Annotated in this window: 16 protein-coding genes; 9 read left to right on the forward strand and 7 right to left on the reverse strand. The window is 35.1% G+C overall.

Annotated elements, in window-relative coordinates; translation table 11 throughout:
* Nucleotides 1-39 precede the first annotated feature (39 nt).
* Both EGI22_RS18125 and EGI22_RS18130 read right to left on the reverse strand, forming a co-directional pair.
* Nucleotides 40-330 carry a hypothetical protein gene (locus EGI22_RS18125; protein ID WP_255069853.1) on the reverse strand — a complete coding sequence of 97 codons (291 nt, stop codon included), beginning with the start codon at nt 328-330 and terminating at the stop codon, nt 40-42.
* 299 nt (nt 331-629) lie between these two features.
* Nucleotides 630-1,289 (reverse strand): DUF2461 domain-containing protein, encoded by a 660-nt coding sequence (locus tag EGI22_RS18130; RefSeq protein WP_255069854.1) that lies wholly within the window; start codon nt 1,287-1,289, stop codon nt 630-632.
* Nucleotides 1,290-1,344: 55 nt separating this feature from the next.
* On the opposite strand from EGI22_RS18130, the gene trpS reads away from it, so the two are divergent.
* Genes trpS through EGI22_RS18145 form a run of 3 tightly spaced genes read left to right on the forward strand, consistent with a single transcriptional unit; the run spans nt 1,345 to nt 3,298 of the window.
* Nucleotides 1,345-2,319 (forward strand): tryptophan--tRNA ligase, encoded by a 975-nt coding sequence (gene trpS / locus EGI22_RS18135; RefSeq protein ID WP_255069855.1) that lies wholly within the window; start codon nt 1,345-1,347, stop codon nt 2,317-2,319.
* A gap of 2 nt (nt 2,320-2,321) precedes the next feature.
* Nucleotides 2,322-2,873: a phosphatase PAP2 family protein gene (locus tag EGI22_RS18140; protein WP_255069856.1), complete on the forward strand. Its 552-nt coding sequence runs from the start codon at nt 2,322-2,324 to the stop codon at nt 2,871-2,873.
* Nucleotides 2,870-3,298, forward strand: a complete 429-nt coding sequence (locus tag EGI22_RS18145; protein WP_255069857.1) for a DUF2147 domain-containing protein — start codon at nt 2,870-2,872, stop codon at nt 3,296-3,298. The genes EGI22_RS18140 and EGI22_RS18145 overlap by 4 nt, the downstream gene beginning before the upstream one ends.
* Before the next feature lie 49 nt (nt 3,299-3,347).
* On the opposite strand, the gene EGI22_RS18150 is transcribed toward EGI22_RS18145, so the two are convergent.
* From EGI22_RS18150 to EGI22_RS18170, 5 genes are all read right to left on the reverse strand, one after another.
* On the reverse strand, nt 3,348-3,899 hold the full coding sequence (locus tag EGI22_RS18150) for a DinB family protein (RefSeq protein WP_255069858.1): 552 nt from the start codon (nt 3,897-3,899) through the stop codon (nt 3,348-3,350).
* Between the two features lie 12 nt (nt 3,900-3,911).
* Nucleotides 3,912-4,370 (reverse strand): DinB family protein, encoded by a 459-nt coding sequence (locus EGI22_RS18155; protein ID WP_255069859.1) that lies wholly within the window; start codon nt 4,368-4,370, stop codon nt 3,912-3,914.
* 118 nt (nt 4,371-4,488) lie between these two features.
* Entirely contained in the window at nt 4,489-5,475 is a 987-nt protein-coding gene (locus EGI22_RS18160; RefSeq protein ID WP_255069860.1) for a glycosyltransferase, read from the reverse strand.
* A gap of 9 nt (nt 5,476-5,484) precedes the next feature.
* The gene (locus EGI22_RS18165) at nt 5,485-7,353 is read right to left on the reverse strand and encodes an AAA domain-containing protein (RefSeq protein ID WP_255069861.1); all 1,869 of its coding nucleotides are present in this window, start codon (nt 7,351-7,353) and stop codon (nt 5,485-5,487) included.
* Between the two features lie 23 nt (nt 7,354-7,376).
* A complete protein-coding gene (locus tag EGI22_RS18170; RefSeq protein WP_255069862.1) occupies nt 7,377-8,243 on the reverse strand; it encodes an AraC family transcriptional regulator in 867 nt (288 codons plus the stop codon).
* A 138-nt stretch (nt 8,244-8,381) separates the two neighbouring features.
* Between EGI22_RS18170 and EGI22_RS18175 the strand changes: the two genes are divergently transcribed.
* The 6 genes from EGI22_RS18175 to EGI22_RS18200 all read left to right on the forward strand — a co-directional run bounded on the left by EGI22_RS18175 (nt 8,382) and on the right by EGI22_RS18200 (nt 14,913).
* Nucleotides 8,382-9,218, forward strand: coding sequence for a sugar phosphate isomerase/epimerase (locus EGI22_RS18175; protein ID WP_255069863.1), 837 nt, complete (start codon nt 8,382-8,384; stop codon nt 9,216-9,218).
* A gap of 5 nt (nt 9,219-9,223) precedes the next feature.
* Nucleotides 9,224-9,388, forward strand: a complete 165-nt coding sequence (locus tag EGI22_RS18180; protein ID WP_255069864.1) for a hypothetical protein — start codon at nt 9,224-9,226, stop codon at nt 9,386-9,388.
* 5 nt (nt 9,389-9,393) lie between these two features.
* Nucleotides 9,394-10,515, forward strand: coding sequence for a Gfo/Idh/MocA family protein (locus EGI22_RS18185; RefSeq protein ID WP_255069865.1), 1,122 nt, complete (start codon nt 9,394-9,396; stop codon nt 10,513-10,515).
* Between the two features lie 71 nt (nt 10,516-10,586).
* A complete protein-coding gene (locus EGI22_RS18190) occupies nt 10,587-10,808 on the forward strand; it encodes a hypothetical protein (RefSeq protein WP_255069866.1) in 222 nt (73 codons plus the stop codon).
* Entirely contained in the window at nt 10,798-11,157 is a 360-nt protein-coding gene (locus EGI22_RS18195; RefSeq protein ID WP_255069867.1) for a type II toxin-antitoxin system PemK/MazF family toxin, read from the forward strand. The genes EGI22_RS18190 and EGI22_RS18195 overlap by 11 nt, the downstream gene beginning before the upstream one ends.
* Before the next feature lie 111 nt (nt 11,158-11,268).
* On the forward strand, nt 11,269-14,913 hold the full coding sequence (locus tag EGI22_RS18200) for a PVC-type heme-binding CxxCH protein (protein ID WP_255069868.1): 3,645 nt from the start codon (nt 11,269-11,271) through the stop codon (nt 14,911-14,913).
* Nucleotides 14,914-14,932: the final 19 nt, after the last annotated feature.

Genomic DNA, 14,932 nt, shown 5'->3' on the forward strand with positions numbered 1-14,932 from the left:
AGGCAAAAGCCTCTTGAAATTTCCTTTGGATTATTGTGCCTACACTAAAATAAAAATGCCAAACAAAATAGATGCACCAGCAGAAAACCACATAGGGATTTTCTTAGTTTGGTACTGCGACTTATTATATAATTTCAAATAATCTGTTCTTAACCATAACGTAACACCTGTTAGTAAAAATAGCAATGCTGTAGAAACACTAAGTGTCTTAGGAGCAAAACCTTCAGGTTTGATATAAAGCAAAACTGATACGATGCTCAAAACTACACCAAAAAATATCAGAATGTTAAATAATAATTGATAGCTGTCTTTTTCAATAGAATTTCTCATTGTTATATCGTTTTATTGATACAAATTTAACACAAAGATTTTGTGTAATCCAAATAAATCGAAATATAATTTTGAGTAAATTTCAAAAAATAGGTTTGTTTTTATGATAAAATTTAAAAAATATATAAAAAAATTAAAATAATGCAATAAAAAAAGTATCAAATTTTGATTTTTTTGTAAAAAACTACATTTTTATGTTCAAATTTACTGATGCTGTTTTAAAAATTGTATTAATTAATGATTCTTTATAATATTTTGGAATTATTGATATTTACCAAATAATATTTTGCAATAAAAAATTAATTATAAAACAGTTCATTTAAATAGTCGATATATGGTTTTATTACCTCTAAATGATAAAATAACTGTTTTAAAAAGTCTTTTTGCTTAACTTTCTCATTCGAAAACTTCTTTACAAAAAATAACTCTTTATGTTTTAGTAATTCTATCTCAGGATGATCTTCTGAATAATTTTTAGGTGCTCTTTTTAGTTTTTCGCCGTGTACAATTGGATAAGCATCTTTAAATTTTGGCGTATCAATTATGCCCTTTAAAACCTCTGGATTGTAATCTAATTCCTGACGAAACTTAGCTAAGTTTTCACTTGAAGGTTGCCACATACCAGCACCTATCATTGTTTCACCATTTTGCAATTGAAAATAATAGTCGATCTTTCCAGAATTTCGACCACCTGCTCCAAATCCAGCCGAAAGATTGTTTTTGTATGGACGCTTATCTTTTGCAAATCTAATGTCCCGATTTATTCTAAATATGCAATCTTTTATTTGTGTGTTGGCAAATGAAGGTTCGATCACTTTTAACATTTCCAAAACCTCTTCACAAAAATCAACGAAATTAGCTTTGGCTATTTCATATTCATTTTTGTTTTCCAAAAACCACTCCCTGTTGTTATTTACTTCTAATTTTCTTAAAAATTCAAATGTAGCTTCCTGTATCATGTAATAAATGTCTAATTTTGTGAAAAATTAAGTGCAAAAAAGCGAAATATAAAATATGTCGAGAATATTAACTGGAATTCAAGCAAGCGGTAGACCGCATTTGGGAAATATTTTGGGAGCGATAGAACCTGCTGTGGCTTTATCACAAAAATCAGAAAACGAGTCTTTTTTATTCATAGCTGATTTACACTCACTGACTTCCGTCAAAGACCCTAGTGTTTTGCATGAAAATACCAGAGCGGTTGCCTCGGCATGGTTGGCCTGTGGTTTTGATGCAGAAAAAAACTTTTTTTATCGCCAGTCTAAATTGGCGGGTTACCACACCGAATTGATGTGGTATTTGAGCTGTGTTACACCATATCCGATGCTGGCCAATGCACATTCGTTCAAAGAAAAATCGGATAAACTGGCTGATGTAAATGCGGGATTGTTTACCTATCCAATTCTACAGGCGGCTGACATCGTTTTGTATCAGGCCAATTTTGTGCCTGTGGGAAAAGACCAGAAGCAACATTTAGAAATGTCAAAAGACATAGCGGCAGCATTTAATAGAATATTTGGTGAAGTTTTCGTTTTGCCCGAACCTTTAATAAATGAGTCAGTTATGACTATTCCAGGTATAGACGGTCAGAAAATGAGTAAATCCTACAATAATTATATTGATATATTTTTACCTGAAAAAGAGCTTTACAAACAAATAAAAAGAATTGTTACCGACGCTACTCCATTAGAAGAGCCAAAAAATCCAGATACTTGTTTAGTCTTTAAATTATATGCATTAATAGCTAGTAATGAGCAGATTGAAGCTATGAGAAACAATTATATAGCAGGCGGATATGGCTATGGTCATGCCAAAAAGGAGTTTTTGGATTTGATACTTTCTAAATATCAAAAGCAAAGAGAAGTGTTTGATTTCTATATGAACAATCCAAAAGAATTGGAGAAAATGCTAAGTAGGGGTGAAGCTAAGGCCAAAGAAATAGCCGAAAAAACGATAGCAGAAGTAAGAAAAACTTTAAAATTTGATTGATTTTGATTGAGCAAATTTTAGAATGGGACAAAAATGCATTTTTATGGCTTAACAGTTATCATAACTTTTGGCTTGATAAAACAATGCTGTTTTTTTCTGCATCTAAAGTCTGGATACCACTTTATGTTTTGATCATCTTTTTATTTTTTAAAAACTTTAATTGGCAAAATGCTATAAAGTTTATATTAATTATTATTGCTTCAGTGGCTTTAAGTGACTTTATTGCTTCTGGGATATTCAAACCTTATTTTCAGAGACTTAGACCTTGCCATGAAATTTTATCAGAAATGATTTTAGTTGGAAAATGCGGTGGGCAGTTTGGCTTTGCTTCCTCTCACGCTGCCAATAGTTTTGCCTTATTTATGTCTATCTTTTTGATTTTCAGAAGGCAAAACCTTTGGATATTTTTACTTTTATTCTGGGCAATAATCGTAAGTTACAGTCGTATATATCTCGGAGTTCACTATCCAATTGATATATTGGTAGGTGGATGCATTGGAATCGTAATTTCTTTATCAATTTATAAACTATTCAAACTTAAAACTTCCTTATGAAAAAAACACTTTTATTGGTTTTCACGCTTATTTCACTTTCCTTCAAACTTTCAGCCCAAGATATTACAAAAGGCACTTGGTACAATGAAGAAAAAACTGCCCGCGTTCAATTTTACGAAACCAACGGCAAAATTTTTGGGAAAATAGTATGGCTAAAGGATCCATTAAACAACGGAAAGCCTCGTACCGACGAATTTAATCCAAATGCTAAATTGAAATCTGCTCCCTTAATGGGATTGGTTTTCCTTAAAAACTTCAAAAAAGACGGAGAAAAAGCATGGGAAGATGGAAGTATTTATGATCCAAAAAATGGTAAAACTTACTCAAGTAATATGAAGCTAGTAAGCCCAACCCAACTGGATGTTAGAGGATATATTGGTATCTCACTGATGGGAAGAACTTCGAAATTTACAAAGGCTGATTAATAGAAAATAGCTAAAAAAAAGCCTTTCAGGAATGCTGAAAGGCTTTTTTTTATATAAAATCGTCTTCTAAATCATCTTCAAAATACCGGCTGCTTTCCAGATAATCATCACCACCTTTGGCATTCTTTGTGGCTAATTTTTTCAAAATTGCTATTTGTCCTGAATGGTATAAATCGTGGTGAATAATTCCATTGATCAGTGTATTGAAATTGTATTCTGCACCAGGAACTATCTCTTGTAAAAAAGCATCTGTTTTAGTATCCAGTTCTTTTATAAGTTCGTCATGACTCAATGTCAACTCCATCATTAAGGTTTCAAGTTCAAATTGGTCAATTTTCCCAATATTTCCCCAATTTGCTTTATCATCACTGATGTTATAAGCTTCGTCTCCTTGCATTTTTTTTACACAAAAAAGCCTCCAACTCGTGATATGATATAACAATTCCGCAATGTTATGTACATTTCCTGCAGAATAAGATGCTTCTTTAACTGACAAGCCTTTGGTAAGCTCAAGAACCGATGGCCCGTGCCAAGCTCCACCATGAAAAGCTGTGTTAAGGAGGTTTTTTAAATTTTCAATGTTTTGGTTTACAGTCGCCATATTATAGTAGTTTTATTGCCATAAGACCCATATCATACCCAAATGATAGGTATCGTGCTGAATTATTCCGTTTAAGAGTTTATAAAAATTGTAATATTCACCCGGGACATTTTGGGTAAGCAAATCGTCGTCATACTTTTCCAATTCTTTGATTAGCTCAAAATGTTGATTTTTTAGATAGTCAATCAGCGAACTAAAGTTCTGAGGAGCAGTCACTTCTGCACTTCCCCAATTGTCTTCATCTGTTTCTAAAGAATAGTGGATATTGTCATTGAGTTTTTCAATGGCAAACTTTCTCCATGCAGCTAAATGAAAAATATGCTGTGCAATCGTCTGACTTGAAAAATTATGTACTTCATCCACTTTTTCGAGCGGCAAACTATTAATTATTTCCATCACAGAAGGGCCATGCCAAGCATCGCCTCTGAAAACAGTATCAAGATTGTCAATGATTAATTCTAGTGCCTTCATCTTTTATTGGAAATATTTGCAAAAATGATAAAAAAGATGTTTAAACCCAAAAAAGAAAGGATTAAAAACTCTAAGTGACCTTTATTTAGAAAAAAACAGAACCCAAAAATTTATTGATTTAGTATTCCCTGCCTTTCCAAATAGCTTTTTTTGTAAAAAAGTAATACATAAATTGAGCCAACCAAGCTACAGGAAGGTAGATTGAGAATATCGGAATGAATTTTAAATAACCTTTGATCTTTAGTTTACTTTCAAAAAACATAGTAAAACCAAAATACACCAAATTAGAAAAACCGAATAAAGTAAAAGCCCAAAGCGGTGAGAAATAAAAAAGAATGATATAAATAGGTAATGCTAAAGCCTGTAACACTCCCAGATACATGGGTCCAGGGTTATTTTCTATCGCTCCTTGAATCCACCTACGCCTTTGTTCAAAAAAGTTAGAAGGTGGTAAGGTATAAGCCAGGACCTCGTTTTTGAAAGCCTGCCTAAATCCAAATCTTTTGTCTATAATATTTTTGTACAAATTATAATCTTCAACAATAGAAAAACCTATTTTTTCATATCCACCAACGGCATCATAAGCTTTTTTACTTACTGCCATATTGTTTCCCATACCTGTAGTTGGAATATTTCTATCAGATAGTAACTTATTGATAGAGAGCACAATAAGCCATTCTAAGGATTGCATTGCAGATTTTAAATTGTTGGTTTTCATCGCAGTTACGCCAACCACTACGCCAGTTTCTGCATCATTTTCAAATTCTGAAAGCATTCCCGAAAGCCAAGTTTTGGGTAAAACGATATCAGCATCTGTAAAAAACAAATAGTCACCCTTTGCCATTTTTGCAAGTTCTGCCAAAACTCTTGTTTTTCCTTTTAAAACTGATTTTGATTCATTTATATGCAGGACTTTAATCCAAGGTTTATTTATGGCAAAACTTTCTATAAGTTCTCCTGTTTTGTCAGCTGAAGCATCATTTCCAAAAAGAATTTCAAATGAATCCCTCGGAAAATCCAAAGCATTTAATGATTCAAAGAGTAAGGGTAAAACTTTCTCTTCGTTTCTTGCCGGAATTAATATTGAAACTTTTATTGAGCTCATTTATGCAATTTATAGAAATTCCCAAGCACTTTTATATGAATCAATAGATTGTGTATATTCGATAAAATCAGAATAGTAAGGAAAATTACCAATTGTGGCACTGTCGCCTACCACAACCAAAAGCATTCTAGCTCTTGTCATGGCCACATTCATGCGTCTAGTGTCAGCCACAAAACCTATTTCTCCCTCATTGTTTGACCTTGTCATAGATATAAAAACAGCATCACGTTCTTGACCTTGAAAACTATCAATGGTGTTTACAGAGATGTTTTTTGCATAAGTTGTTAATATTTCAGAAGAATTAAGATATTCATTTAAAATTTGAATTTGCTGCTTGTACGGACTGATTATAGCCACACTTGGTACTTTGTTCTTATCAATTTTCTCAAACAATTCCTCTACTCTTTTAATTACAAAAGCGGCCTCTTCAGGGTTGGTTGAGCTAGTTCCTTCTAGTTTTTCGTCAAAACCACATCCCGCAGTGTCAATAAATTGAACTGGCGGTAAATCTTCGGAAATTCTTCTAAACGCCACAGAGTCATGGGCTTTTAAGTCGTTGTTATAGAAAGTTTTAGACGAATGAGCCATAATTTGTTCATTCATGCGGTATTGGGTGTCTAATAAAACAACTGCAGAAGGATGTTTTTCTACCAGTTTTTCTAAAAGTGTTTTTTCTAATCCTTTTTTTGCAGCTTCTTGAGACTTAATGGTAGGAGCAAGCTGGCAATGGTCACCAGCCAAAACAACCTTTTTGGCTTTTAAAATCGGAATCCAGCACGCAGGTTCTAAAGCTTGGCCTGCCTCATCTATAACAATGGTATCATATAGATTTTTTGCAACTGTATAATGATTTGAACCAACCAAAGTGGCAGCAACAACCTGTGTTTTGGAGGACAAATCATCGAGAATATATTGTTCGGTTTGCTCCACCTCTTTCATGATTTTGTGGGCCTCATCAAACAAGGCCTTCCTTTGATCACGCTCAGCTTTTCCAAAACTTCGTTTGTACTTGTGGGCCATGTTTTTGTATTCATTGGCCTGTATTTTCAGCTTTTTGATGTCTTTGTAGGCAGGATGGTTTCTCATCTTGCCGTCCATCGTAAGTGCAGATAGATTCTCTGAAACTCTTACTGGATTGCCTACTCGCATTACGTTTAGTCCGGCATTCGAAAGTTTTTCTGAAAGCAAATCTACCGCTGTGTTGCTCGGTGCAACTACCAAAATCTTTTCGTTTTTCTCTATGGCTAATTTACAAATAGCAGCAACCAAAGTTGTAGTTTTACCTGTTCCAGGAGGACCATGAACAATTGCTAATTCATTGGCATTCAATATCTTTTCAACTGCTTTGTTTTGAGAAGCATTTAGGTCTTTTTCAGAAAAATAAGGCAATGTCTCATTAAAAGTAGGCGTTTTGTTGCCTTTAATTACTTCTATATTCTCAGCATCTGAGGCCTTTTTTAATGCCGAAAACATTTCTTCATAAGAAGTATTGTCAAAAAGCACCTCAAGGCCTAATTTGCCATCACGACTCCAGTCAGGCAATTCGTCTGTACGGATATTCAGTTTAAGTCTATTTCCACCTTGATGCGTTACCACACCTTCTATTTTGTCAACTTTGGGGTCGTGATTGGAAAACAATATTGCGGGAACACCAAAACGAAATTGATGAGACAAATCTTGATGAGTAGTTCGCTCAAATTCCACCGTAAGATAATCTCCTCTGCCCAATTCCTGGCCTCTAATAGCCACCGGATACCACGTTAAACCATTTCCTCGCCTTTCGCCAATAGATGCTGATTCGGTAAGTTTTTTATATTGTGCTTGGTCTTCAAGTTTTTCAATTTTAAGGATTTCAGCAAGATCTTTGAAATAATCCATTCAGGACAGTTTTTTTTACAAATTTAGTGAATATTGGCCTTCAAATAAGCATTTGGGGTTTGAGAAGTAACTTTTTTAAATTGAAAATGAAAGTTTGACATCGTATTGAAACCACTTTCGAAGGCTATTTCAGCAATACTCATTTCTTTATTTTTAAGTAATTTACAGGCATTTCCAATGCGTATTTCGTTTACAAAATCCACAAAAGTCTTGTTAGTTCTTTTCTTAAAATACCTACAAAAAGCGGCTTCTGTCATATTTACTTTATCTGCTATTTCATTCAGTTTAATGTTTTCTTTGAAAGATTGACTCACAAAATCATAGACCTTTTGCATTCTTTCGGTTTCAGAAATTTTGTAAGAATTGGCGTAGTCAGGATTTGTTATATATTTAAAATCAGTATTTTGAGAGAGTGAATGTAATAATTCTAATAATTTCAAAACTCTTTCAAATCCAAAGACTGCTGGAATTTCTTTCAAAAAATCTATAACCTTTTCTTTTAAATTATCTGACCAATATATTCCACGTTTTGAATTTTCTAAAAGGACTTTCAATGGTTTCATCTCTGGTTTTTCGAAAAAGTTTTCTCCCAGAAAATCCTCAGAAAAATATAAGACAATGCCATGAGTTGAGTCTTTTGAATCCGCATCAAAATATTGTTTATCACTTCGCCATAGATGTGGAAGATTTGGACCAAGAAATACGGTATCGCCTTCCTCAAAATGCTGAATATTATCTCCAATAAATCTGGTCCCAGTCCCCTTCAATACAGTAAATAATTGATAATGAGGATGAAAATGCCAATTTGGGTCAAAATGCTTTTCTTTCAAATCCAAAACAGTTATGGATTCTAGCTGACTTTCAATATTTTTTTCTAAAACTATGGGCATTTATGGCAATACTGTTTTTTGTCTAAAATTAAACTATGATAGTCAAAAATAGTCAATATTCAGGATAAATTGGCAAAAATTGAGGATAGAATTTGAAAAATTCTTCTATAATATTGTATTTAAAATAGAAAGGCTTTGATGAAAAATAAAATTGGGATGAATCTTTTGCTTTGGGGCACCGAAATAGACGAGCGTTTATTTCCGGTTTTAGAGCAAATAAAAGAAATAGGCTACGATGGAGTTGAGATTCCTATTTTTAATACCAATCCCGAACATTGGTATTCTTGGCGTAAAAAACTAGATGAATTGGGCTTAGATAGAATTGCGGTAACTATAAACGGGCCAGGAGAGAGTTTTATAAGTGCAGAACCGCACGAACGAAAGTCAACCTTAGAAAGAAACAAATTGGCTTTGGATTGTGCAATGATTTTAGGCTCAGATTTATTAACAGGCCCTTTTCATTCAGCTTTGGGAGTTTTTACGGGCTCAAAAGCTACAAATCAAGAAAAAGCATGGGCCAAAGAAGGCCTTTGGGATTTGGCAGAATATGCTGATAGTCTTGGGATTAAACTAGGATTAGAATATTTGAATAGATTTGAGAGTTATTTGGTTTCTTGTTCTGATGAATTGCTAGATTTGGTAAACTACATTGACCATCCTGCTTGCAAGATTATGTTTGATACTTTCCATGCGAATATTGAGGAAAAAAGTTTGACGGAGGCAATCAAAAAAATCGGTGATAAACTGGTGCATGTGCAGTTATCAGAAAACGACAGAGGAACATTAGGGCAGGGAAGAGTTGAAATTCCAGAAGTTTTGGAAGCTCTAAAAAGTATAAATTATGAAGGAATGCTAAGTATAGAAGCTTTCAGTGAAAAACTTGCAGCGGCTAATATTTGGCGGAAAATGTTTGATTCTGAAGAACAGTTAGTGAAGGATTCGTTTGCTTATTTACAAAGAATTATAAAATTGTAAAATCTATGACAAATATAATAGAAATGACATCGACAGAGTTTCGTAGAAAATTATATAGAGTTATTGAAATAGTAAATCAAGGGAAAGTAATTGCTGTAACTTTTGGAAAGAATAGAAAATTAATTGGATATTTTGTTGGACCAAAACAATATAAAAACTTTAATTCTTAATAAAAATGAAAAAAATAAACATTGCCATCGTTGGACTTGGTTTCGGAGCTGAATTTATTCCGATTTATCAGCGTCATCCAAATGCCAACATGTATGCTATTTGTCAGAGAAACACAGAAAGTCTTAATAAAATAGGAGATACTTTCGGAATAGAAAAACGATATTCTGATTATGATGAATTGCTAAAAGACCCAGAAATTGACGCTGTTCATATCAATTCTCCGATTCCAAATCACGCAGAACAGTCGCTTAAGGCATTGTATGCTGGCAAACACGTAGCATGTACAGTACCAATGGCCACCAGCGTAGAAGATTGCATGAAAATAGTGAAAGCAACTCAAGAAACGGGCAAAAAGTACATGATGATGGAAACCGTGGTATATGCACGCGAGTTTTTGTTTGTAAAAGAAATGTACGAGAAAGGCGAATTAGGCAAAGTTCAATTCTTGAAAGCCTCGCACCAGCAAGATATGGAAGGTTGGCCTGACTATTGGCCAGGATTGCCTCCTATGCACTATGCTACTCATTGTGTTGGACCCGTTGCCGGACTTTTGAAATTAGAGGCAGAATACGTTTCTTGTTTTGGTTCAGGTACCATTTCTGAAGATTTAATAAAAATACACAATTCGCCTTTTGCAGTAGAATCTGCTCATATTAAGTTCAAAGACAGTGACTTAAGTGCATACGTTTACCGATCGTTATTTGATGTAGCTCGTCAATACCGTGAGAGTTTTGAGGTTTATGGTTCTAAAAAATCATTTGAGTGGGCATTGATAGAAGGCGAACCGAATGTAATACATACCGCCAAAAAACCTGAACCTGAGATACCAGAAAGAGTCGAAACGCCAGATTATGCTCAACTTTTGCCAAAAGAGATCCAGTCATTTACGGGAAAAGGTGTTTATGATAGTGACGAAAACACGCATTTGAGCTTTGCCCAAGGCGGTGGTCATGGTGGTTCGCATCCACATTTGGCACATGAGTTTTTGATGGCTTTGGTTGAAGATCGTGATCCATTTCCCAATGCCGCACAATCTGCCAACTGGACTTCCGTAGGAATATTGGCTCATGAGTCAGCCATGCAAGGCGGAGAATTGATTAGAGTACCTGATTTTTTTAATGTTTAAGTATAGAAAAAGCACAAACAAAAATATTACATTTGTATATATAAAAAGTATATACAAATAATATTAAAATTATGAAGGCTATATCATTAAAACTAGAAGACAACACTTTTAAAGAAATCGATGAAATTATTGATGCAATTAATAAACCGAGAAATAGGTATATAAACGAAGCTATTATTTTCTATAATAAAATACAAAAACGAGAATTAATCGCCGAGAAATTGAAAATAGAATCCAAATTAGTTAAAGAAGATAATCTTAAAATTTTAAAGGAATTTGAAGATGCAGATTAAACGAATGGATGTTTGGTTAGCTAATCTTAATCCTCAGAAAGGAACCGAACCAGGAAAAGTAAGGCCTGTTTTGATATTACAAACCGATCTTTTAAATGATATCTCTCATGCATCTACAATAATTTGCCCTTTTTCTACGAATCTAATTGATGGCTTAGAGTTTTTAAGAATTAGAGTAAAAGCTGAGGATGTTAGTTTGTTAGAACAAGATTGCGATGTACTTCTGGACCAAATTAGAGCTATTGACAATGCCCGCTTATTTAAAAAACTAGGTGAGTTGCCCATAGAATATGTTTCTAAAATAGCCTTACGGCTAAACACAATTTTAGATTTAGACTTAGACAATTAAAAATGGGAAAGAATTTTTTAAAATAATTACAAAATGCAGTTTCATAAAAATGTAGACATATTATTTAAAAAATATTTTTCCATATTATTTCATTTATTCAACCAAAATTATATGAAAAAACTATTTTTTCTTTTCATTTTCTTTTCATTTTTTAGCTCTTTCGCCCAAACCGGCCGAAGACTTGAAGTCCTATTTCTTGGTGACAATGGCCACCATAAACCCATAGAGCGAGTGCCTTCACTTATGGCGGCACTTGGACCAAAAGGCGTAAATGTTACTTATACAGATGATTTGACAGATCTGAATCCGAAAACCTTAAATAAGTATGATGCAGTAATGCTATATGCCAATTGGGACGAAATTAGCCCTGCTCAAGAAAAAGCTTTGCTTGATTTTGTGGCTTCAGGAAAAGGCTTTTTGCCCATCCATTGTGCATCTTATTGTTTTAGAAATTCACCAGAATTTGTAAAACTGGTAGGGGGACAGTTTTGGAGACATACCATGGACTCTATAACTACCCAAACTGTTCAACCAAATCATCCCATCATGCAAGGATTGAAGCCCTTCACGGCTTATGACGAAACCTATTTGCATACCAAACTTGAGGCCGATAATAATGTTTTGGCTACAAGAGAAATCAAAGCGGATCAGTTTAAAGACAAACCAGACACTAAAACCGAACCTTATACATGGACGAGAACCCATGGCAAAGGAAAGGTATTTTATACAGCCTACGGTCATGACGACAGAACGTGGTCTAACCCAGACTTTCAAGAAATGCTTTACAAAGCCATTCTATGGTCAGTAAATGACGAGGCATTGGCAGCATTTAATGCCCGAAATCCAGTCGCTTTTACATACAGAGAGGCTAATTTGCCCAATTATGAGCAACGTCCTGGACCGCAATTGCAACAGTTTCCACTTTCTCCTGAGGAATCAATGAAGCATCTTCAAGTGCCGGTAGATTTTAACTTAGAATTGTTTGCCGCTGAACCGAATGTAATGCACCCGATAGCTATCACTTGGGACGAAAAAGGCCGCCTTTTTGTGTTGGTAACCAAAGATTACCCTAACGAAAGAAAAAAAGAAGGCGGTTCTGACTATATTTTGATGTGTGAAGATACCGACAAAGATGGCAAAGCGGATAAGTTTACGAAATGGGCAGATGGCTTAAGCATACCGACAGGAATGGTTTTCGCCAATGGTGGCTTGATCGTTTCTCAAGCTCCAGATATGTTGTTTTTACAAGATACAGACGGCGATGACAAGGCAGATAAAAAGAAAGTCTTGTTTTCAGGATTTGGTACCGGAGATACGCACGCTGGGCCTTCAAACCTACATTATGGCTTCGACAACTGGATTTGGGGATGCGTGGGTTATTCAGGGTATAAAGGCAAATTTGACGGAGCCGATACTTTAAATTTCGGTCAAGCATTCTTTAGGTTTTTGCCCGACGGCAGTAAAATGGAATGGATGACCTCTACATCAAACAATACTTGGGGAATGTCTTTCAACGAAACCAATGATGTTTTTGGTTCTACTGCCAACAATTCCCACGGCTGGTACATGGCCATTCCGCATAGTTATTTCAATTCTAAAAACAGAGTTGACAATGGCAGCAGAAGCACGGATACCCATCGTGATATGAAACCCATAACTAACAAAGTTAGGCAAGTGGATGCTTTCGGAGGATTTACAGCGGCAGCTGGATATAATTTTTATACTGCTAGATCATTTCCAAAAAAATACTGGAACAATATAGCTTTTGTCTCAGAACCTACGGGCCATATTTTGCACCAAAACAGTATGCAGAAAAAAGGGACGGACTTTTTTGATAAAGAAAGTTTCAACCTTATGGCTGGTGCAGACGAATGGTTTTCACCTGTATTTGCTGAGGTTGGCCCCGATGGTGCAGTTTGGGTAGCAGACTGGTACAGTTTCATTATTCAGCACAATCCCGTACCGAAGGGTTTTCAAAATGGTACAGGAAATGCCTACGATACTGATTTAAGGGATTTTACACATGGCAGAATCTACAGAGTATCAGCCAAAGAGGCTCCTGAATATACGCCTTTAGCATTGTCAATTTATCATCCTGATGTTTTATTAAAAGCCTTGAAAAACGACAATATGTTCTGGAGAATGCAAGCCCAGCGATTGTTGGTTCAAAGAGGCAAAACCGATGTAAAAGAGCAATTAATAGCTATTTTAAAAGACCAAAGTTTAGACGAAATTGGCATAAATGCTCCAGCTATACATGCTCTGTGGACATTGAAAGGATTAAATGCTATCGATAATAATATTATTGAAATTGGCCTAAAACATGCTTCTTCGGATGTTAGAAAAAACACTTTGAAAGTGATGGATTTCACAAAAGAGTCTGTTGAATTGGTTTTAGAAAATGATTTGTTGAATGACAAAGATCCTTTGGTAGTTCTTAATGCTTTGCTTTTGTTTTCAAAATCGCCACTGGATGACAAAGCCGAAAAGGTGTTTTTTGAAAGAATGGACAAATCTACTGAGGTGGAAGATCGTTGGTTGCCTGATGCTTTTGCTTGTGTATTGACGGCAAATGATGGAAAATTATTGAAAAAACATCTTGCCAATCAAACCAAAAGTGCAAAGCTGAACGCCAAACCTATGGACATGCCTATGAACCATGACCACAGTAAAATGATGCACGAAGCTAAAGCCGAGACAAAAGCGGAAGGTATAGACCTATTGATTACCGATATTATCATTGACCCAACAAATCCTTCGGCACGTGAAAGAATAACAGTGACTGTAAATGTAAAAAACCAAGGAAAAATAGATTTGCCAGCTGATAAATTTGTCAGTCTTGACATGACTTTTGAGGGCATGGGCATGAAAGTAGATCAGTTGAGCCGAAACTTTAAAGAGGGTATAAATGCAGGCGAAACGGTCGCCATAACCAAAAATATCAATGGGCCTTGGGTTGGAAATATATCTTTCTACACCGACATTATCGGCGAATACAATCTGGGAATCGTATTGGACAAAGGCAATGAGATCAATGAAAGCAACGAGAAGAATAACTTTTTAAGCAAAAAAATAAACTTCGCTGCTCCTGCTAATATGAACACTTATTCGATGGAAAGAGCCTTGAGGTCTTATGCTTCGGTAGCACCAGTCAAATCTTTGGTGGCTGCTATAAGAAACGCTCAAACTTTGGATGCTCAAGGAAAATCCGCTGTGATCAAGGCTATTTCGGAAGGTTGGAACTATAAAATCAAAGATGTGAAAGTTAATCCTACGGATAAGGTTTTTCTGACTGGATTAAATAAAACGCAGGATGCCAAACTTACCAAATTGCTGCAAGGCTGGAATGTGATTGCAGAAACAAAACTTACAGGTGATGTAAAAGTTATAAGAATAAAAGCTGTAAAAGAAGCAATGAAATATGACTTGAAAGAGTTTACCGTTAAAGCTGGGCAAACTGTTGAGTTGATATTTGAAAACCCTGATGCCATGCAACATAATTTGGTAATTATAAAACCAAAAACCAACGAGAAAGTAGGAACTGCAGCAGACAAAATGATGATGGACGAAAAAGGAGCAGAGAAAAATTATGTTCCGGCACTGTCCGAAGTATTATTTTCAACGCCATTGGTTAATCCTGAGCAAAGTTTCAAACTGACATTTAAAGCACCCAATACCATCGGAAATTACCCTTATATTTGCACATTTCCAGGGCACTGGAGATTGATGAACGGCGTAATGAAAGTTGTTAAATAACAAAGCAAACCTCCAAGCC

The organism is Lacihabitans sp. LS3-19 (genome assembly GCF_024343575.1).
Classification (GTDB): domain Bacteria; phylum Bacteroidota; class Bacteroidia; order Cytophagales; family Spirosomataceae; genus Leadbetterella.

What these genes read in the sequence shown, in the direction of transcription:
- EGI22_RS18195 (WP_255069867.1), top strand. Translation starts at nt 10,798, where the DNA reads ATGCAGATTAAACGAATGGATGTTTGGTTAGCTAATCTTAATCCTCAG.
- EGI22_RS18190 (WP_255069866.1), top strand. Translation starts at nt 10,587, where the DNA reads ATGAAGGCTATATCATTAAAACTAGAAGACAACACTTTTAAAGAAATC.
- EGI22_RS18145 (WP_255069857.1), top strand. Translation starts at nt 2,870, where the DNA reads ATGAAAAAAACACTTTTATTGGTTTTCACGCTTATTTCACTTTCCTTC.
- EGI22_RS18200 (WP_255069868.1), top strand. Translation starts at nt 11,269, where the DNA reads ATGAAAAAACTATTTTTTCTTTTCATTTTCTTTTCATTTTTTAGCTCT.
- EGI22_RS18175 (WP_255069863.1), top strand. Translation starts at nt 8,382, where the DNA reads ATGAAAAATAAAATTGGGATGAATCTTTTGCTTTGGGGCACCGAAATA.
- EGI22_RS18125 (WP_255069853.1), bottom strand. Translation starts at nt 330, where the DNA reads ATGAGAAATTCTATTGAAAAAGACAGCTATCAATTATTATTTAACATT.
- EGI22_RS18185 (WP_255069865.1), top strand. Translation starts at nt 9,394, where the DNA reads ATGAAAAAAATAAACATTGCCATCGTTGGACTTGGTTTCGGAGCTGAA.
- EGI22_RS18180 (WP_255069864.1), top strand. Translation starts at nt 9,224, where the DNA reads ATGACAAATATAATAGAAATGACATCGACAGAGTTTCGTAGAAAATTA.
- EGI22_RS18155 (WP_255069859.1), bottom strand. Translation starts at nt 4,370, where the DNA reads ATGAAGGCACTAGAATTAATCATTGACAATCTTGATACTGTTTTCAGA.
- EGI22_RS18170 (WP_255069862.1), bottom strand. Translation starts at nt 8,243, where the DNA reads ATGCCCATAGTTTTAGAAAAAAATATTGAAAGTCAGCTAGAATCCATA.
- EGI22_RS18165 (WP_255069861.1), bottom strand. Translation starts at nt 7,353, where the DNA reads ATGGATTATTTCAAAGATCTTGCTGAAATCCTTAAAATTGAAAAACTT.
- EGI22_RS18150 (WP_255069858.1), bottom strand. Translation starts at nt 3,899, where the DNA reads ATGGCGACTGTAAACCAAAACATTGAAAATTTAAAAAACCTCCTTAAC.
- trpS (WP_255069855.1), top strand. Translation starts at nt 1,345, where the DNA reads ATGTCGAGAATATTAACTGGAATTCAAGCAAGCGGTAGACCGCATTTG.
- EGI22_RS18160 (WP_255069860.1), bottom strand. Translation starts at nt 5,475, where the DNA reads ATGAGCTCAATAAAAGTTTCAATATTAATTCCGGCAAGAAACGAAGAG.
- EGI22_RS18130 (WP_255069854.1), bottom strand. Translation starts at nt 1,289, where the DNA reads ATGATACAGGAAGCTACATTTGAATTTTTAAGAAAATTAGAAGTAAAT.